This window comes from Nostoc sp. TCL26-01 (assembly GCF_013393945.1).
GTDB lineage: Bacteria > Cyanobacteriota > Cyanobacteriia > Cyanobacteriales > Nostocaceae > Trichormus.
This window is the reverse complement of sequence record NZ_CP040297.1, coordinates 6,399,799-6,419,236: the sequence shown is the minus strand read 5'-3', so window position 1 is coordinate 6,419,236 and position 19,438 is coordinate 6,399,799. Positions and strand designations below refer to the sequence as shown.

Annotated in this window: 19 protein-coding genes and 1 tRNA gene; 13 read left to right on the top strand and 7 right to left on the bottom strand. The window is 43.0% G+C overall.

From position 1 onward, the window contains the following. Nucleotides 1–7: 7 nt before the first annotated feature. Nucleotides 8–1,534: a ferredoxin:protochlorophyllide reductase (ATP-dependent) subunit B gene (gene bchB / locus FD725_RS27750; RefSeq protein WP_179051098.1), complete on the bottom strand. Its 1,527-nt coding sequence runs from the start codon at nt 1,532–1,534 to the stop codon at nt 8–10. 448 nt (nt 1,535–1,982) lie between these two features. On the opposite strand from bchB, the gene FD725_RS27745 reads away from it, so the two are divergent. Further along, the gene (locus tag FD725_RS27745) at nt 1,983–2,573 is read left to right on the top strand and encodes a Uma2 family endonuclease (RefSeq protein WP_179051097.1); all 591 of its coding nucleotides are present in this window, start codon (nt 1,983–1,985) and stop codon (nt 2,571–2,573) included. Between the two features lie 41 nt (nt 2,574–2,614). On the opposite strand, the gene FD725_RS27740 is transcribed toward FD725_RS27745, so the two are convergent. Continuing rightward, on the bottom strand, nt 2,615–4,594 hold the full coding sequence (locus tag FD725_RS27740; protein WP_179051096.1) for a primary-amine oxidase: 1,980 nt from the start codon (nt 4,592–4,594) through the stop codon (nt 2,615–2,617). A gap of 521 nt (nt 4,595–5,115) precedes the next feature. Between FD725_RS27740 and FD725_RS27735 the strand changes: the two genes are divergently transcribed. The 8 genes from FD725_RS27735 (at nt 5,116) to FD725_RS27705 (ending at nt 9,275) form a co-directional block, all read left to right on the top strand. After that, a complete protein-coding gene (locus tag FD725_RS27735; protein WP_179051095.1) occupies nt 5,116–5,379 on the top strand; it encodes an NACHT domain-containing protein in 264 nt (87 codons plus the stop codon). Then, nucleotides 5,366–5,509 carry a hypothetical protein gene (locus FD725_RS33200; RefSeq protein WP_372726748.1) on the top strand — a complete coding sequence of 48 codons (144 nt, stop codon included), beginning with the start codon at nt 5,366–5,368 and terminating at the stop codon, nt 5,507–5,509. Before FD725_RS27735 ends, FD725_RS33200 begins: the two co-directional genes overlap by 14 nt. Before the next feature lie 62 nt (nt 5,510–5,571). Then, on the top strand, nt 5,572–6,012 hold the full coding sequence (locus FD725_RS27730; protein ID WP_179051094.1) for a hypothetical protein: 441 nt from the start codon (nt 5,572–5,574) through the stop codon (nt 6,010–6,012). 267 nt (nt 6,013–6,279) lie between these two features. After that, nucleotides 6,280–7,749, top strand: coding sequence for a glycoside hydrolase family 13 protein (locus FD725_RS27725; protein ID WP_179051093.1), 1,470 nt, complete (start codon nt 6,280–6,282; stop codon nt 7,747–7,749). Between the two features lie 150 nt (nt 7,750–7,899). After that, nucleotides 7,900–8,136: a DNA-directed RNA polymerase subunit omega gene (locus FD725_RS27720; RefSeq protein ID WP_015140372.1), complete on the top strand. Its 237-nt coding sequence runs from the start codon at nt 7,900–7,902 to the stop codon at nt 8,134–8,136. Nucleotides 8,137–8,243: 107 nt separating this feature from the next. Continuing rightward, complete coding sequence (locus FD725_RS27715) at nt 8,244–8,762, top strand: hypothetical protein (RefSeq protein ID WP_179051092.1); 519 nt, start codon at nt 8,244–8,246, stop codon at nt 8,760–8,762. Nucleotides 8,763–8,785: 23 nt separating this feature from the next. Next, a complete protein-coding gene (locus tag FD725_RS27710; RefSeq protein WP_179051091.1) occupies nt 8,786–9,151 on the top strand; it encodes a DUF1818 family protein in 366 nt (121 codons plus the stop codon). Between the two features lie 50 nt (nt 9,152–9,201). Further along, nucleotides 9,202–9,275: transfer RNA gene (locus FD725_RS27705), tRNA-Pro, on the top strand. A 254-nt stretch (nt 9,276–9,529) separates the two neighbouring features. On the opposite strand, the gene glgA is transcribed toward FD725_RS27705, so the two are convergent. From glgA to FD725_RS27680, 5 genes are all read right to left on the bottom strand, one after another. Beyond that, the gene (gene glgA / locus FD725_RS27700) at nt 9,530–10,978 is read right to left on the bottom strand and encodes a glycogen synthase GlgA (protein WP_179051090.1); all 1,449 of its coding nucleotides are present in this window, start codon (nt 10,976–10,978) and stop codon (nt 9,530–9,532) included. 233 nt (nt 10,979–11,211) lie between these two features. After that, nucleotides 11,212–12,183, bottom strand: a complete 972-nt coding sequence (hemC, locus tag FD725_RS27695) for a hydroxymethylbilane synthase (protein ID WP_179051089.1) — start codon at nt 12,181–12,183, stop codon at nt 11,212–11,214. 233 nt (nt 12,184–12,416) lie between these two features. Next, nucleotides 12,417–13,040 carry a heme-copper oxidase subunit III gene (locus FD725_RS27690; RefSeq protein WP_179051088.1) on the bottom strand — a complete coding sequence of 208 codons (624 nt, stop codon included), beginning with the start codon at nt 13,038–13,040 and terminating at the stop codon, nt 12,417–12,419. Between the two features lie 103 nt (nt 13,041–13,143). After that, nucleotides 13,144–14,877 (bottom strand): cytochrome c oxidase subunit I, encoded by a 1,734-nt coding sequence (gene ctaD / locus FD725_RS27685; protein ID WP_179051087.1) that lies wholly within the window; start codon nt 14,875–14,877, stop codon nt 13,144–13,146. A 65-nt stretch (nt 14,878–14,942) separates the two neighbouring features. Further along, on the bottom strand, nt 14,943–16,025 hold the full coding sequence (locus tag FD725_RS27680; RefSeq protein ID WP_179051086.1) for a cytochrome c oxidase subunit II: 1,083 nt from the start codon (nt 16,023–16,025) through the stop codon (nt 14,943–14,945). Between the two features lie 399 nt (nt 16,026–16,424). On the opposite strand from FD725_RS27680, the gene FD725_RS27675 reads away from it, so the two are divergent. From FD725_RS27675 to FD725_RS27660, 4 genes are all read left to right on the top strand, one after another. Then, nucleotides 16,425–17,390, top strand: a complete 966-nt coding sequence (locus FD725_RS27675) for a heme A synthase (RefSeq protein WP_179051085.1) — start codon at nt 16,425–16,427, stop codon at nt 17,388–17,390. Between the two features lie 195 nt (nt 17,391–17,585). After that, the gene (locus tag FD725_RS27670) at nt 17,586–18,539 is read left to right on the top strand and encodes a heme o synthase (protein WP_179051084.1); all 954 of its coding nucleotides are present in this window, start codon (nt 17,586–17,588) and stop codon (nt 18,537–18,539) included. Nucleotides 18,540–18,715: 176 nt separating this feature from the next. Then, the gene (locus tag FD725_RS27665) at nt 18,716–18,958 is read left to right on the top strand and encodes a plasmid stability protein (RefSeq protein ID WP_179051083.1); all 243 of its coding nucleotides are present in this window, start codon (nt 18,716–18,718) and stop codon (nt 18,956–18,958) included. After that, a complete protein-coding gene (locus FD725_RS27660) occupies nt 18,958–19,386 on the top strand; it encodes a type II toxin-antitoxin system VapC family toxin (RefSeq protein ID WP_179051082.1) in 429 nt (142 codons plus the stop codon). The genes FD725_RS27665 and FD725_RS27660 overlap by 1 nt, the downstream gene beginning before the upstream one ends. Nucleotides 19,387–19,438 lie beyond the last annotated feature (52 nt).

Below are 19,438 nucleotides of genomic sequence, written 5' to 3'. Positions count from 1 at the left end.
AATTTAGTTATGCACCTACAGCTTCCTTCGCAGCGTATAGCACTTCAGCCGAGATATCTTTGAAACCGCGATCGCGCGCAAATTTTTCTGTATTTCGCTTCACTTTCCCTCTGACAAAACCAGGAATTTTGTTCAATTCTGCTAGACCATCTTTTGTCCAATTCAAATCAGATTCGGCAGAAATACCTTTAGTAATTACTTCCTTAGTATCGTGTCCACCAAATATTTCTAAGAGGTGGTCTTCCATACCTAAAGTGAAGGAATTGTAGATTAAATCGGCAATTTGATTAGTACCTTCGTAACCGACAAATGGTTTGTAACCAATGGGGAAGTTCTGTACATGGATGGGTGACGCAATTACACCGCAAGGAATATCCAAGCGTTTACCAACGTGGCGTTCCATTTGTGTACCGAAGATGGCTGAGGGTTCAACACGAGCGATCGCATCCCCAATTGCGCCATGATCATCAGTAATCAGCACTTCATCGCAATATTCGCTTACCTGTTCCCGGAACCAATCAGCATCATATTTGCAGTATGTTCCTGCCCAAACAACGTGAATTCCCATTTCCCGTGACAAAATCTTGGTAAGGGCGGCAGCGTGGGTGTTGTCACCAAAGACGACGGCTTTTTTGCCAGTCAGGTTTTGACAGTCGATGGAACGGGAGAACCAAGCAGCTTGGGATACATACAAGGTTTGCTCGTTGATATACTCTTCATAATCTACATCAGCACCTTGGGCGTTAATTACCTGCTGAATTTTACGGATACATCTGGCAGTTTCGACAACACCCATTGGGGTAATATCTACGTATGGTGTGCCGAATTGTGTTTCTAGGTAATTAGCTGTCATTAAACCCAGTTCCCGGTAAGGTACGAGGTTAAACCAAGCTTGAGGCATATTCTTGAGTTCGTGGACGGAAGCCCCTTCCGGAATCACGGCGTTTACCTCAATTCCCAAATCAGCCATGAGTCGCTTGAGTTCGGTGCAGTCATGGTTATTGTGGAAGCCAAGAGTAGAAATCCCGATGATATTAACGGAAGGGTTGGCGGTTTTACCTGCTGGTAGTTCGCCTTTTTTCCGGGCTTTCTCAATATAATATTGGACGATTTGCTGGAGAGTGCGATCGGCTGCTTGCAGTTCGTTAGCGCGATAGTGATTGACATCGGCTAGCAGCACATCCCCTTTTGCTTCCAACTGCGCCCGTTCCACGAAGTTTTGTAAGTCTTCTTGGAGAATGCTAGAGGTACAGGTGGGAGTTAAGACAATTAAATCGGGGTGTTCCTCTGCGTCTTTGCGGGTGATGTTATCAACGACTTTTTCTTGAGAACCACGGGATAAAACGTGGCGATCGACGACACTGGTAGTTACTGGTGTAAAGTCCCTTTCCCGCGATAGCATGGAGCGCATGACGTTGAAATAATCATCGCCTAATGGTGCGTGCATGATAGCATGAACGTTTTTGAATGAACTGGCAATTCGCAGAGTGCCTATGTGTGCTGGGCCTGCATACATCCAGTAAGCCAATTTCATTATCGTGTTCTCCCTTGTAAATTCAAATAATGCAGAGTTTCAGCAGAACGGAACTATAGATGCTTATGAGTGAATATGATTCTGATTGATTGTCCCAAAACTTGCAGCCTTGATGAAGTGGGGGTTTTTGCCATTTTACAGAGATAGCGATCGCTGTAACCTACTCTCTGATTAGGATTCAGCTTAAAATTTCCCCAGTTTGGCATTGGGGAAATAATATGAATCTTAAAGTTCAGCAAATTTTGTTATTAATTGTTAGTCAATAGTCAATAGTCATTGGTTATTAGTCAATAGATTCTCTTGTTGTCCCTCACTCCCTCACTCCCTCACTCAGCACTCGTCACTCCCTCATTGAGCTTCTGAAGCGAGTACGATGGAAAGTATTAGTGAAATTTAACATTGAATATTATTACGTTTTTACTCAAAAACAGGAATAAGGGGTAATTGTATGCAGTTAAAAATACAAAAACGTTATTACACACCTGAAGAATATTTAGAACTCGAAGAAAAAGCAGAATACAAAAATGAATACCGTGATGGAGAAATTGTCCCGATGACGGGTGGCACTACAAATCATAATAAAATTGCCTTGAATTTAGCGGCATCATTAAAAATTGCTTTAAGGCGGAAAAATTATGATGTTTACATTGGTGATGTGCGTTTGTGGATACCTCGATATAAACAGCATACTTATCCCGATGTGATGGTGATTCAGGGACAACCTATTTACACCGGAACTAGCACTACAACTGTGATGAATCCAATGTTAATTTCTGAAGTTTTATCTAAATCAACTAAAAATTATGACCAAGGCGATAAGTTTCTTTATTATCGCTCTATTCCTCAATTCCAAGAATATATTTTAATTGATCAATATCAACATCATGTAATGCAATATGTAAAAACTGCTGAGAATCAATGGACATTTACTGAAATTGAAGGTGAGGCTAAAATTATATCATTGCAAACAGTTGATTTTCAAATAGCATTGAGTGACCTTTACGAACAAGTGAATTTTGCGGATAATAGCGAGGATTAATATTGATTAATCCTCACTTGACATCAGTTCGAGCGATCAATTCACGGTAAATTAATAGCTGGATTGCGGCTAAAAAATCCTCTGGGAGAAAGTTTAAATCCGACTTGGTGAACAGGCATTACAGGCCAATCTTCTGGTTTAGGGACGTGAGTAATACCCAAGGTGTACCATAAAACAATATCTTGATTTGTCAAAGATTCATCATCGGCTATATATTGAGGTAAACCCTCTCCTGATGTTGCTTGATTGGGATAATCGCCGCCAGCATATAGTTCTTCTGGTTTATATTTAGTTACCCAAACATGATGTGTAGCAAATTGGGCTTTTTGCCGAATTTTTGCACCTTCTACTGGGAAAAATATTGTGTTACCTCCTGGCATTAACATATATCCTGGTGCAACACCTAAAGCATTCTTTTTATCTGCATTAGTAATCATCCATTCTCGACTGTGTTTCATATCCAGATCACGCACAGCCGTTTTTTCGGTTTTGAGTGGAATATCTTCAACAACAATGGCATTTCCTAAAGGATTGTTTTGACTAATTGGCAAGCCGTTAACATTCATTTCCATGACAGAATTTGCTTGCCCATCTACATCCATATCTAAGCGATAGTTGAAAAAATGTTGGTGATTTACGCCAAATATATTTTTAGCGAGTAATTTGCCATAGGAATTATTTTCAGGTTCTTGTTCTGCTGCCGTTCCTTGTGCCAAAACAATACCTGTCAATTCGTTTTGCACTTCTAAAGTGCCATCTTGATGGAAAATCCAGTTAAGTCCGTAATCATAGTTATCAACTGCGGCAGTGATTGTAATAACTAACTCACGATCGCGTCGCACATCATTACGTTGAGTATTATACTCATAGTGTTTCCAAAGTATCCCGCGATCGCGCTCATAAATACCCACCACTCCTGGCATTTTATACGGTTCCCCCTCCTCATTGGCAAACACCGCATCTAATAACACCCCATTCTCTGGGATTTCTTTACCTAACTCCATTGTGCTGGCTAGTAAACCCAGGTTATATTCCCCTACATCAAAGGCATTTCTAAATGACCAAGTAGGATCAGGATCGCCATAAGGGACTACCATTTCTGATAGACTGGCACGGTATAAAATTGGACGCTCGTTGTCACCATCTTGATATCTGACTTGATACAACACTAATCCACTCCGGGGGTGCATAAGGTAGCGAAACTTCCAACCTTGCCAAGTAATTTCATTACCTTTGATGTGAAAACTTTTACCGTTTGGTTGGAGGATTTTTAACAGCTTTGGTGGTGACAGGAGTTTACCTAAAGACTCTAAATCATAGTTCCAATTGGCTTGAGAGATCGGAACTACTTTGTGATCAATTAAACTAGTAACTTTACCCGTGTTTAAATTCACAGTTGCCAGTACACCTTCAATGGGACTGCTGTAATAATTCCAGCGATCGCCTTTGTAATACAATAAAGCTCGACAATAACGATTACCTGTGACTTGTTCCTCCTGACTCAAAATTCCCGCAGCCCAGCAACTAATCTGCACTTGATCTAAATCTGCAATTCCTCGCTTTTGCATCGCTGCTTGCCATCGAGAATCAGATTTGACTATTTGCCTAGCTAATTCATACTCTGAGTTCATCATGGCAGGTTGAGCATTCGGTATTTCTTTCCAGGAAGCTAGTTGTTGAGTTTTGAGGTTGACAACTCCTTCGTAGGTTTTATTTTGCGCTCGCTCATACACTACCAAAAAAGCTTGACGCAAAAACGGCTTACTTGATGTAAAACTCAGCACTTCTTGTTTATCTGGTTCTGCTAAGGTAATAATCGGAAAAGTAGCCTGATCATTTAAAGATTTTTGCTTTTTAATTACGGCAACGGCTGTCTTAATTTCTGCCTCTGTCAACGCCATCAGAGGATGAGTAATTTCTGGCTGTTGCGCTGCCAGTTTCCCCATGAGTTGCAATGAGATCATAAAACAGACAATAAGCGCAATACTTAAGCACAAAAATAACCTTAATCGCTTTATCATTCTTGATCATCTAGAAGTAAATTGATAGTTATTTATTTCTCAAAATCTGAGAGCAAACCGCATTAATCTATCGAGAATTATCACGAATTTATCACGATTTTGCTGGGAGATACTCACAATACTAACAGCATGATTGACTATGACCGCATTAAAAATAAGCTTAAAAAATGTCCTTACAAGCTGGCAAAGAAATCAATGGACATGATGCAGTAGTTAGTCAATCGCAGATAAATGGGAGCTAGAAAATGCCTTTCCAAGCACATATGCTGTTGAATATTTGAGCAAATATTATTGGCGTATCTCCTGTACCCGTCGTAGTTATACCAATTCAAAATTCGTCTTGAAAAGTTGAGCCACTGCGTTGGAGAGGCAGTGCATTGGGCGGCTTTGCCGACTTGTAGCAACTGCCGTCGGGTTTCCCGGCTTATAGCAAGTGGCGTTCCTACGGCGGGAAACCCGCCTACAGAACTTTCCGCAAAATTCAAAATTAAGAAAGCCTTGTTCTACAAGGGTTTCCGTGTTTGGATCTGTATCAGATTTTTAGTGAATTGGTATTAGGCAGAAAACTGCAACGGGTATCAGGGCTAGAAGTGCTGGCGAAAAATACAAATCTCATGGTAGTGGGTAAACCAGGTTCAGGGAAGACCACTTATTTGCAGCGAATAGTTACGGAATGTAATGCTGGCAATTTACAAGCACATCGAATTCCAGCCTTGATTAAATTACGAGAGTTTGTAGACGATGGACGTAAGTTTGCTTATTCATTGAAGCATTATTTTCTATGATGCAAATAAACTTTTAATTGATTGCCTAAATAGCGTTTGCAATGTTAGGGAAAAAGTACGCCAAGAAATCGAAGAAACTCTACTACTACCGATCGCCGAAATTGAAAAACGCAAACGTGAAACAGCCTAATAGAGCGATCGCTTACAATTGAACGTAAGCATATCCTTTAAATATTTCCCAGCGCGGTTAATATGAATGATGCGAACCCCGACATCACTGGAACTATTACGATCGCACTCCTACCCCAAGACAATGGACAGTATATTTGCCAGTTATCATCGTCTCTGAGCGATTCTCCTAAAGAAAATATACAATCCTACGGTCAAACCAAAGAACACGCGATTGCGATCGCCTTAGAACAACTAGCCGATGAGTATCGCCAAATAGCAGAAGAACAACAAGATATAGATTGGCGTACAGTAGAGCGATCAAACTCTGGAGAACCAATTGCCAAGCATTACCATGTAATTTTGCACTACGAACGCATTGCTGAAGAAGAATCGAAGTTTGAAGCACTGCAAAATACAGTTATGGGCAATCTTGTAGTCGAGAATGCTAAAATCACCATCATCGAGATTGATCCAGATATACCAATTGAGCCGTTAGAGCGATCTTGGGATGAATTGGGATAGTAAAATCAGGTTTTCAGAACTTTAGTACTGTTGCAATAGCCGAAGGCTTAAGCTTCGCTTATCGCCTACTTGATTCCAGCCTATCGTTTTGTCTAACGGCAGTAGGAATATATCTGCTATCGGGGTGACTCTTGTAAACTCACCCAGAGGCTCGAACTGTTTATGCTGTGAACTCAGTACAGACAGTTCAGGGCTACTAAAAGCCCACACTGTAACCGCTTCGGGTCAGTGTGGGTAGTTTACTCCTGAAGCAACAAAAGGGAATTCATGCAAATTCAAACACCAGACTGGGTTAAACACGCGGTTTTCTATCAAATCTTTCCAGATCGTTTTGCCAGAAGCAAGCAACCCCGCAAACGCTTATTGCATGAGGCACGTTGGGAAGATTGGGATGCTATGCCGACACTCCAAGGTTACAAAGGTGGTGATTTGTGGGGCATTGTGGAACAGTTGGACTACATCGAAGATTTAGGCATCAATGCCATTTACTTTACACCCATATTTCAATCTGCCAGTAATCACCGCTATCATACCCACGACTATTATCAAGTTGATCCCATGTTGGGGGGTAATGCCGCTTTTGCAGAACTACTAGAAGCAGCCCATCAACGCAACATTAAAGTAGTATTAGATGGAGTATTTAACCATTCCAGCCGGGGATTTTTCTTTTTCCACGACGTTTTAGAAAATGGCCCTTATTCGCCTTGGGTGAATTGGTTTAAAATTACAGGCTGGCCACTTGCACCTTACACTGGTGATTTACCAGCAAATTATGTAGGCTGGGCAGATAATCGGGCTTTGCCTGCATTTAACCACGACAACCCAGAAGTGAAAGAATACATCATGGAAATTGCCGAATATTGGCTAAAACTCGGCATCGATGGCTGGCGGTTAGATGTACCATTTGAAATTAAAACCCCTGGTTTTTGGCAAGAATTTCGAGAGCGAGTCAAAGCCATCAATCCTGATGCTTATATTGTGGGTGAAGTCTGGGGAGATTCCCGCGAATGGCTGGATGGGACACAATTTGACGGCGTGATGAACTATTTGTTTGCCGGGCCGACCATTGCCTTTACAGCAGGCGATCGCGTAGTCTTAGAACAAGTCCAAAGCCGTGATTATCAACCATACCCACCCCTATTTGCTGCTGAGTACGCTGCCAAGATTCAAGCACTATTGCAACTATATCCCTGGGAAATTCAGCTAACCCAACTCAACCTACTAGCAAGTCACGATACAGCTAGATTAATTACTATCGCAGGTGGTGACCCAGCCAGTGTCGAATTGGCAACCCTACTCTTACTCACATTTCCCGGCGCACCCAGTATCTATTATGGTGATGAAGTGGGTTTACCAGGAGCAATAGACCCAGATTCCCGCAGGGGTTTCCCTTTAGAAGCGAACTGGGACAAGGAAATTTACCAGACTCACCGCCAATTAATTGCCCTCCGTCACACCTATCCAGCTTTACGCACAGGTGAATACCAAGTTTTATTAGCTCAAGGAGCATTGTACATTTTTGCCCGTACATTAGGCACAGAAGAACTAATCATCGCCGTCAATGTCGGTACAGCACCAGCCCAAGCTGATATAAATGTTGATAGTTTCCAAACTCAACCCAATCAGCTATTATATGGCACAGCAGAATTTAACTGGCACAGTCCAGGCGAAACAAAACAACTCTCCCTAAATCTACCTCCTCGTACTGGCTGCATTATTGGAGTGAGGGAGTGCTGAGTAGAAGTCGGATGACCAATGACTAATGACTAATGACTAATGACCAATGACTCTTCCTTCCCTATTGCCTATTGCCTATTGCCTGTTCCCTGTTCCCCATTCCCCATTCCCCTCCTGCTAAACTAAGTATGTCCCCAAGAGCCAATTGCTATGCTCAAGCGTTCTAAGTTCGAGACAACTCAGTCTCAAATTATGCACCGTGCTGAAGATTTGATTAGCGCAGCTTCAAATCGCTACCGCATTACGGTTCAGGTGGCAAATCGTGCTAAACGTCGGCGTTACGAAGAGTTTGAAAGTGCCGAAGATGCGATGATGAAGCCAGTACTCAGAGCAATTATTGAGATGTCTGATGAACTGACACAACCAGAAATCATCGGCGAATTATAAAAATAGTGCTGAGTTGAGAGTGCTGAGTTCTGAGTGTGTATCTGTTAACTCTGCACTTTCACCTCAGAATCTTTTTTAGATAAACCAAAAGCCTCAAATTTAAAGTCGTGAAGTTTAACTCAGCATTAATCACAACCTTTGCGGTAGCGGGGATCATTATTGGCGTTGCTGGTAATTTGTCTAGCATCCAACCTGCTGTAGCACAAAGAATTAGTACAGGTGAAGTTTGGCAGCAGGTATATCAACAATTACCCGACTTTCCCAAAGAAAACCAATACATCAATAAAGAAACAGGGAAAGTCGCTGATACTAATACCTTGGCAGGTCGTCTAATTCGATATCACGTATATGTCAAAGAACGCGCCCCTAATTATCGCCTAGATTGGAAGCTGACTTTAGCTGACTACCTGAATGCGAACGAAATTATTTACGAAAATACCTATCCAGGTAATGATACATTACGGCAAAATCCGATAGATGGCGATCGCACTGCTATTTCCCGTCTCACCCGCACTCAACGCAATGCCCTAGTACAAGTTTTAACCAATCTATTTAACCCCACACCAACCACCCGCACTAACATCCGACAAACACCCCAGACAGGAGGCGCTGATTTACTTAAATAAATAACCCCCACATCATCAACGCAATGGAACGTCTTATTAAAAGCGGTGCTGGCTGGCGAATTGGTTGGAACCCCAATGCACCCAAATTTAAGGGTTTAGTGGGTACTGATGACTGGGCTATTGAGTTAACCGAGGCTGAGTTAGATGATTTTTGTCGTTTATTAGCCAAGCTAGCAAACACGATGCAGCAACTTACATCGGAATTAATGGATGAAGAAAAAATTGCTTGTGAGGCAGAAAGCGATTTACTCTGGATGGAGGTAGCCGGCTATCCTCATGAATATAACCTCCGTTTCATCTTAAATACAGGGCGTGGTGCTGAAGGTGCATGGTCAGCTGCTGCTGTCCCTAGTCTATTGCAAGCAGCCGAGACACTGAAAGTTTTTTGAAATCTCCCCTTGATTCTCCCCTAAATTTGCGATATGATGATAATTCTGACCGGGGCGTAGCGCAGCTTGGTAGCGCGCCACTTTGGGGTAGTGGAGGTCGTGGGTTCGAATCCCGCCGCTCCGATTAATAAAATCCCTACCTGCTAGTCTTGCTCAAAGACTGGCAGGTTTTTTGCATTCTTAATCTACACCACATTCCGGAGATATTAAAGCGGATTTAATATCTCCGGAATGTAGATGAGAAATGATGTATGAGACATCTCCGAAGATGAATGTAGAGACTTTGCACTGCAACATCTGTACAAAAATTCCAGGTTTTAACCTTTACACTGTTTATGCAACAGAGATTAATGCACATCGAAGAGTATCACAAAGTACTCAGGTCTGGCTGTAAACGGGCAAATTATCGGTTGGTGTTAACTCTGGCTGTGGTGTCGCTTGTTCTTCTGGTTCGGGTAAGCCGTACATTGACCGATATAATTTATCGTACTCTCTAGCAGATTTGTACCAGCTAAAGTCTTGACTCATACCGCGTTTTTGTAGTTCTTGCCATTGGGGTTTAAATCGGAAGCCTTCCCAAGCGCGAATCATGCAGGTAAACAAGTCTAGGGGTTCGTAGCGGTCAAAACAATAGCCTGTCCCAGCGTTGTTCATCGGGTCATAATGGGATACAGTGTCTACTAAGCCACCTGTGCGGCGAACGATGGGTACACAACCGTAGCGCAATGCCATCATTTGACTGATACCGCATGGTTCAAAGCGACTAGGCATTAAGAAGGCATCAGAACCAGCGTAAATCCGTCGGGACAAGGCATCGTTGTAAAGTAGATAAGTTGCCATCCGTCCGGGGTAGCGGGAGGCTAATTGCCACATTTGGCTTTCGTAGTAGCGATCGCCTGTTCCCAATAAGATAAACTGGGCATCAGTATAAGCCATGAAGCGATCGAGGATTTGGATGACTAAATCTAAACCCTTTTGTTCGACTAGGCGAGTTACCATGCCAATTAAAAAGGCATTGCTGTTGACTTCTAGTCCTACTTCTTCTTGCAAGGCGACTTTATTGGCTTTGCGTTTATCTAAGCTATCGCTGGTAAAAGCTTGAGCAATATATTTGTCAACAGTCGGGTCATAAACTTCCGTATCTATCCCGTTGACAATCCCAGATAATTTACCACTAATGAAAGATAGCAAACCTTCTATGGTTTCACCGTAAGTGGGTGTCTTGATTTGCTCGGCGTAGGTCGGGGAAACGGTATTTACCCTATCAGCAAACTGGACGGCTGCGGCCATTGTGTTATGTCCCTGCATATACCAAGGACACCAAGTAATTTTATCCAAATACCAACGCCAAGGCCCTTGATAAGCCAAGTTGTGAATAGTAAAGACTGTAGTGATATCTGGTGATTGGTTCATCCACACGGGAATCATGCCAGTGTGCCAATCGTGACAGTGAATAATTTCTGGCTTCCAGTAATTCCAGCAAAACTCAGCCGCACCATTAGCAAAAAATGTGAAGCGCCAGTCTTCATCTTCTCCTGAGTAGATCCGCCGGGGATTGAAGACAGGATGTCCAAATAAATACAACGGTACATCAGTACCAGGCAGAACCGTTTCATACACGGCAAAGTCCTGAAACATGGCATATCCGCGCCAGACTGGGTCTTGAGGTATCTCCATTTTATCTGGCAAAAAACCGTAGTAAGGCATGAATATGCGCACATCATGCCCCATTTGTCTCAAGACTTTGGGTAATGCGCCGACAACATCACCCATTCCCCCAACCTTTGCTACGGGTGCTGCTTCTGCTGCCACAAATAGAATCCGCATGGTAATTTTTATGTCCCCGGTTCTGCCTAAAACAATTCGCAATTCGTAACTAATTATAAGTTACATCTTTTACTATTTTTTTCGACTATTTTTTAGTATGATGGCTTTGGAAAAAGGTTGCTCAAGAGTGAATCCAGAAGTTGTATTCATCGACAGTATAATTCATAATCCGCTCTCATCATCCGCAATTTTCTGTTGCTTACAAATTACGAATTACGAATTACCAGCATTGCTTAAGAACCACGTTGGATTTCTGTAAAGATAATATCTAAAATCTCTTGCGCTCCTTGTTCCCGCAGACGTTGTGCTAATTGTATACCGATCGCTTCGGCATCATTAACATGACCAACAATAGTATCTTTGACTAAGTTCTGCCCATCTACGCTAGCGACAACGCCTGTGAGTGTTAACTCATTACCGTTGATCTCTGTATTTACACCAATAGGTACTTGACAACCACCTTCCAAACTCCGTAAGAAAGAACGTTCTGCCAAACAGCGATCGCGGGTTTGGGGGTGTTCAATGGCCTTGAGTATAGATATTAGTTCGATATCATCAGCACGGCATTCTATCCCTAATGCACCTTGTCCGACGGCGTGCAGAGAAACTTCTTTAGGTAAAACTTGGTGGATGCGATCGCCCATACCCAAACGTTGCAATCCCGCAGCTGCTAAAATGAGGGCATCATATTCGCCAGCATCCAGTTTTGCTAATCGTGTATTCAAATTTCCCCGCACATCTTTAAATGTTAAATGAGGGAATTGATTACGTAACTGGGCCAAGCGTCGCAAAGATGATGTGCCGATGACTGCGCCTGGGGGGAGAGTATCAATTTGCTGATCTTTAAATTTTTCATGCACCACTAGCGCATCGGCTGGGTTTTCCCGTTCTGTAATCGCCGCTAGTGTTAACCCTTCTGGTAAGTTAGTCGGTAAATCTTTGAGAGAATGCACCGCAAAGTCAATTTCTTGAGAGAGCATTCCTACTTCGAGTTCTTTAGTAAACAGTCCTTTGTCACCAATTTTGGCTAGTGCTACATCCAGGATTTTGTCGCCTTGGGTAGACATGGTGTGGACTTCAAAATTGATATCTGGAAAACTATTTTGTAGTTGCTCTCTCACCCAGTAGGTCTGGACTAGAGCAAGTTGACTTTTACGAGAACCTATACGAATTGTGCGGGTGGCACTGGAAACAACTGAAGTCATAAAACAATGTCAAACCAGGCGATAATTTCACTCTGATCTAGACTACCGCAGTGAGTGACCTACCGGATGGCTTTTAAATGATTCAGTTAATTTTACGTTGCTATTGCTTCACACTATTTTACATTATTGAGTTACGTTAAGTGACGAAATGATCAACACCTCTACAAAAAAACCCCCAGAGGGGGCTAAATCTGAAGTTGTCCGCGTGGAGTGAACAACTAATTAAGTAATACTCACAGTAAATACAGTAATCCGAACAGAATAATCCAAATCACATCTACGAAGTGCCAGTATATTTCCGCAGCTTCGATGCCAAAATGTTTTTCACTACTGTAGTGACCTTTTTTGCGCGATCGCCACAATACAGCTACAATTGCCAAAACGCCGATAGTTACGTGTAAACCGTGAAAGCCGGTTAAAACGTAAAAGGCACTGGCAAACAAATTCGTCGTCAGTCCAAATTCTAAATGGGTGTATTCATATACCTGTCCACACAAGAATATTGCGCCCATTGCGGCTGTAATTGCTAACCAAGTACGCATACCCCGCGTATCATTTTTCTTGATGGCTGTATCAGCATTGTGCATGACAAAACTGCTGGCAATGAGGTTAACAGTGTTAACTCCAGGTAGCAACAATTCTAACTCTGGTGTCCCGGCTGGTGGCCAGACAGGTAAAGTAGAACGGAAAGCTAAGTAAGCACCGAACAACCCTAAAAAGATCATTCCCTCAGCAATCAGGAAAACAAATAACCCAAATAGCCGATGATCAGGGTGTGCTTCGTGATGACCAACCGCTTCTACTCCGTGGTGATGATTTAGTTCCGTTTTCGCTGGGTCAATTGTTTGACTTTGCATGGATTTTATGATGTGTAAAGTGCTGAGTGCTGAGTGCTGAGTGCTGAGTGCTGAGTGAAATACTTCACTGGGAACTCGGTACTCGTGACTCAGCACTTGTTAATTAACGATCTTCGGGATTAGCTGCAACTGCTGGGTCTGGTTCTGCCCTCAAGACTGAATTGGGGCCACCAGATAAAACTGGGTCGGGGTCAGATAAAGGTACACCCTCATCAGCCTTTTCTAAACCATAGTCGTAAGGGCCTGTAGCCAGTACAGGGATGCCCTCAAAATTCTCAATTGCTGGGGGTGAAGTAGTCATCCATTCCAGGGTCAGGGCCCGCCAAGGATTATTACCAGCTTTCTTGCCGTATAACCAACTCCAAATCACATTGATGATAAAGGGAATTGTGGAAACTGCCAGGATATATGAGCCGTAGGTGCAGATTTCGTTAATCAAGGCAAATTTGGGATCATATTGAGCCACCCGGCGGTTCATTCCCATCAAACCCAGCTTGTGCATGGGTAAGAAGGTCATATTTAAACCAATGATTGTTAAAGCAAAGTGGACTTGACCCCAAAATTCATTAATCATCCGTCCCGTCATTTTCGGGAACCAGTGGTAAATGGCAGCGAAGATTCCTAGTACACTACCACCAAACAGGACGTAGTGCAGGTGAGCCACGACAAAATAAGTATCGTGGACATGAATATCAAATGGTACAGCAGCCAACATCACACCACTGATCCCACCAATTACGAAAGTTCCCACAAAACCCATCGCAAACAACATGGCACTGTTGAACTGGATTTTGCCACCCCACATCGTTGCTAACCAGCTAAAAATCTTGATCCCTGTGGGTACGGCAATGATCATCGTAGTGATCATAAAGAACATCCGCAACCAACCAGGAACACCACTGGTAAACATATGGTGCGCCCAAACAATCAATCCCAAGAAACTGATAGCGAGGGATGAATAAGCGATCGCTTTATAACCGAAAATGGGTTTACGAGAGTGAACGGGAATTACCTCAGAAATTGCGCCAAAGAAGGGCAAAATCATAATGTAAACTGCCGGATGGGAGTAAAACCAGAACATATGCTGGTACACCACCGGATCACCACCACCAGTGGGGTTAAAAAATGTGGTTCCTGCTATCAAGTCGAACGATAACAGAATCAAACCGGCGGCTAGTACTGGTGTGGACAATAAAACCAATGCTGAAGTCGAAAACATTGCCCAACAGAATAAAGGCATTTGGTGAAAGCCCATGCCAGGGATACGCATCTTCAACAGGGTAACTAGGAAATTAATCGACCCCAAAATTGACGAAGTACCCAACAGCAACAGGCTTATAATCCAAATCCCCTCACCCACTTGTCCTGTTACCAAGCTCAAGGGGGGGTAGGAAGTCCAACCTGCATCAGGTGCATCACCGACTACCAAGCTGGCAATCAGTAACAACCCAGCCGGGGGAACCATCCAAAAAGCCACAGCATTCAATCTGGGAAATGCCATATCTTTTGCCCCAATCATTAACGGGATCAGATAGTTAGCAAACCCCGCACCGGCTGGCAAAATCCACAAGAAAATCATGATTGTGGCGTGCAGTGTAAACAGACTGTTATAGACTTCTGGAGTAACAAAATCTACCTCTGGGGTGCGTAATTCTGTCCGCACCAAGTCAGCCATTACGCCGCCAATACAGTAAAAAATGAAGGAAGTGACTAGATATTGCAACCCAATCACTTTATGGTCTGTATTAAAACTGAAGTAGTCTCGCCAGTGTCTCTCTCCTGGTTCTGGAACAAGAACAGGGAAATTGGCTGTTTCTTGCAACTGAGCTTGTGTCATAGTTTTTAGTCATTTAGTCATTGGTCATTAGTCATTAGTGCTTACTGTTGACTGTTGACTGTGGACTATTTGTGAATTTGCTTGAGGATTTCTGGTTGAATTCCCATGTCCTTGGTGTAAGGAGTGAGAAATTCATGAGGAGATAGGTCGGCTGGATTTAAAGCCACAGCTTGATTGAGAGTATCAGTGTTAGCTGCTACTTGTTCTTGCATCCATTTAGCGAATGCTTCGGGTTTTTCTACTATCACCTGTGTTCTCATTGCCCCGTGATAAGGGCCACACAGTTCAGCACAAATCAGCGCATAGTCACCCTCTTGTTTAGGTGTGAAGCGTATTTCGCTTTGTCTACCAGGGATGGCATCTTGTTTGAGGCGAAATTCTGGAACCCAGAAGGCGTGGATCACATCATTAGCTGTCATGCTGATTTGCACTTCTCGCCCAATAGGGACGTGTAACTCACCAGTAGTTATACCTGTTTCAGGATAGGTGAAAATCCAAGCGTATTGTAGACCTGTAACGTTAACTACTAATTCTGGTGGCTTCCCAGCTTTTTCCGGACTGCCGCCAATGGTGGGAGCAACACTACCTACACCAGGGGCATTCTGTTTTTGGGGAATTTGTTCAGCATTGCGGACTGCGGCGGTGGCTGGGTCTTGCATGGCCTCATCAGATTTTTCTTGATTGAGGTTGGGTGCAGTATTCCCAGGTGTATCGTTGAGAGTGGCAGCAATAGCTGTCCCTGGCATTGTCATCGAACTCTGAGTCATCGGAGATTCATGGATGGCGTGGGGATCAAAGCCACCGATGTCATTATAAACTTCAAAGCTATAGACAGAAATACCGATAACAATAACTGCGGGGATCGCCGTCCAGAGGATTTCTAAAGGTACATTACCTTCGACTGGTAGTCCGTCTTCACTATCACCAGCCCGGCGACGATATTTAAATGCACAGTAAATTAATACACCTTCAACAATCAAAAATATACCAGTTGAAACGGTCATCATGGCATTGAAAAGACCGTCGATTAATACCGCTTCATCTGAGGCGGCTGCTGGCAATAAACCATGATTTTGACCGTACCAAAGGCTAATGAGAGTTAGCCCGATACCGACTAGTAATGTCCAGATTGAACTTGGAATTTTCACGGCTCACTTAATTGAATTGATTACGTTATCTCGAAGCAGCTCACTTACTAAGGTAGTCTAGGCTGTTAATTATTGTGCCTAATGGTCTGAAATCTTTATTAATTTTTTCGACTACATTAGTAATCTTGAGTAAAAAAGATTAATTTCCTATTGCCAAGGTTAGAGGTAAACAATTAGGAAAAATTTAAGGAAAATTTAGGAAAGTAGAATATCAAAATATTGATTAATTCCTGACAACTTGAAGAATACCTAAAGCTTCGGGCTAGTAACCGCTATAGTGATTCAAAGTATTAATTAAAAGCTAATCAATCATCCCAGTTGTATACGCTAGGGTGGAAATAGGTCGGTAAGGAAATTTATAAGCGAGTTACTACCAAAAGTGGACACAAGGTATTGTTCATGAACGAATTTGTCCTAGAACATCAAAATGAAGTAGCCACAGAGCAGCACAAGCCAAAAGAAATGATTCGTCGCTTAGTGTGGAGAATGGCTATAGCCACCTTGATTTTGATGGCTATAGGCTCTGCCACCCGCGTCATGAATGCTGGATTGGCTTGCCCAGACTGGCCACTTTGCTATGGGGAACTAGTGCCGGCCAAGCAAATGAATCTGCAAGTATTCCTAGAATGGTTTCACAGATTGGATGCCAGTTTAATCGGTATTAGCGCGATCGCTCTATTTAGTTTATCCTGGTGGCATCGGCGGACTTTACCCAACTGGCTACCGTGGGCATCGACATTTGCCTTATTTTTAATCGTCTTTCAAGGGATTTTGGGAGGATTGACTGTCACCCAATTATTGCGGTTTGATATCGTTACCGCCCACTTGGGAACAGCTTTGCTGTTTTTTACTAGCCTACTGATTATCGGCATCGCTCTCACACCCTATCAAGGCACAGGCAACGTTGGTAAGCTGCCTTGGGTAGGTCTAACGGCTGCTATTTTAGTTTATCTGCAAAGTCTTATAGGTGCTTTGGTTGGTTCGCGCTGGGCGCTACATCAATGCTTTGGTGGTTCCCAACTTTGCGGTGTGATGTATAGCCATATTTTTGGCTTAGTACCGCCAACTGTCGCTACTTTAGCAGTAGTTTTCTTTTCTTGGCGGACACCAGCGCTACATCCAGCTTTGCGAAGATTGGCTAATATGGCTGGGGGATTATTAATCTTACAAATTCTCTTGGGCTTTGCAACTTTCCGCCTCCACCTCCAAGTCGAACCTCTGACTGTATCTCACCAAGCTATAGGAGCAACACTACTGGGCGTTTTGGTGGCTTTTACAGTTCTCGCTCTACGTGACTGGTCTACAAGTCGGGAAATTAAAGCCTACTCGGTTGTGAATGAGGGAGTAGAGAGTGCTGAGTTATGAGTGCTGAGTGAGGAGTGCTGAGTGAGGAGTGCTGAGTGATGAGTGCTGAGTGCTGAGTGAGAGAGTTAAGAAGGTTTTCTCCCCCTGCTCCCCTGCTCCCCCGCCTCCCCTGCCTCTCCCCCTCCCCCATCAAGATACACTCCACTCAACTGGGAAACGCTGTCAGTTTTTGAAGAATAAGGAATTAAAGCAAAAATGATTGAGGCTAATGTCTCTCGCCACCACGCAACTTTTCTCCAGGTGATTCAAAGCTACTACCAGCTAACTAAACCCCGGATTATTCCGTTGTTATTAATTACGACTGCTGGCAGTATGTGGATTGCTGCGAAGGGACAAGTAGATCCGATGCTGTTATTGGTAACTCTGGCTGGCGGTACTTTGGCGGCTGCTAGCGCTCAGACAATTAATTGCATTTATGACCGGGATATTGATTATGACATGGAACGGACTCGCCATCGTCCCATGCCTTCTGGTAAGGTGCAACCCCGCGATGCCCTAATTTTTGCGATCGCTCTCGCTGTACTTTCTTTTACTCTCCTCACCGTATTCGCCAATCTCTTGGCAGCTCTACTAGCATTATCTGGTATTGTTTTTTACGTTTTAGTCTACACTCACTGGCTAAAACGTCATAGTACACAAAATATTGTCATCGGTGGTGCGGCTGGGGCAATTCCAGCTCTAGTAGGTTGGGCAGCTGTCACCGGCACTCTAAGTTGGAGTGCATGGTTAATTTTTGCCATCGTCTTTTTATGGACACCACCACATTTCTGGGCTTTGGCTTTGATGATTCGTGATGACTATGCCAAAGTTGGTATCCCTATGCTACCAGTGGTTGAAGGTAATACCGCAACAGTCAAGCAAATTTGGTACTACACACTCATCACTGTAGTTGCCACCCTGTTGTTAGTCTATCCTCTCCAGGCTAGTGGTATTGTTTATGCAGCGATCGCTCTTGCTCTAGGAGCCATATTTATCCGCAAATCCTGGCGCTTATTGCATAACCCAGAGGATCGCCCCACAGCTAGAGAATTATTTCTCTATTCCATCTCCTACATGATGCTGTTGTGTCTCGGCATGGTAATAGATAGTCTCCCCATCACCCATCATCTCATCAATGCTGCTATTAGTCAGTTGCATCTGATTAGCTAAAAGGTGGATGATTATGCGATCGCGCTGGTACTATATTGTGGCGCGATCGTATTATTAATAAATCAGGAAAACTAAAATGGATGTCATCATTCCCGATGAGATTGTGAATAATTAAAGTAAAATATAATTATTAAATATTTAACCACATCACAACATTATTTAATCATTTACTAACCATGACAAATATTATTTTAAACATTGACGATAACATCAAAAACCTCTTGCAGCAAAGAGCTTCAAAAAACGGTCGTTCCCTAGAAGAAGAGGCACAAGAAACTCTCCGTCTTGCTTTAATAGAAAATCAAAAACTGCCCTTAAATATTGTCAGCATGATAGAAAAACGCTTTGCTCATTTGGGAGATTTTGAACTAGGAGACATAAAAAGAGAACCCATGCGTCCTGTACCCACTTTTGAATAATGATTATTCTTGATACTAATGTTTTGTCAGAATTAATCAAACCCCAAGGGTCTACAGTAGTTCGCAAGTGGGCAACCCAGCAATCCGTAACAAGTTTGTTTACTACAACAATTACACAAGCCGAAATACTGTATGGCATAGCCATTTTACCAGAAGGAAAGCGGAAATACGAACTCTACCAAGCCGCTACTTTAATGTTTGCAGAAGACTTTGTAGGACGTGTTCTCACCTTTGATGAATCTGCTGCTGTGGCTTATGCTAATATTTCAGCCCAAAGACGAGTCGGTGGGAATCCTATATCTCAAGCTGATGCCCAAATTGCTGCTATTTGTTACTCTCATAATTCGATTATAGCAACTCGTAATGTTGCTGATTTCGCAGACTGCGGAATTTTTATTATTAATCCTTGGGAAGAGAAATCCCTATAATTAATTTTTTGAAAAGAACAGTTGAATTCAGCAAAGGAGAGGGCTTGTTTGT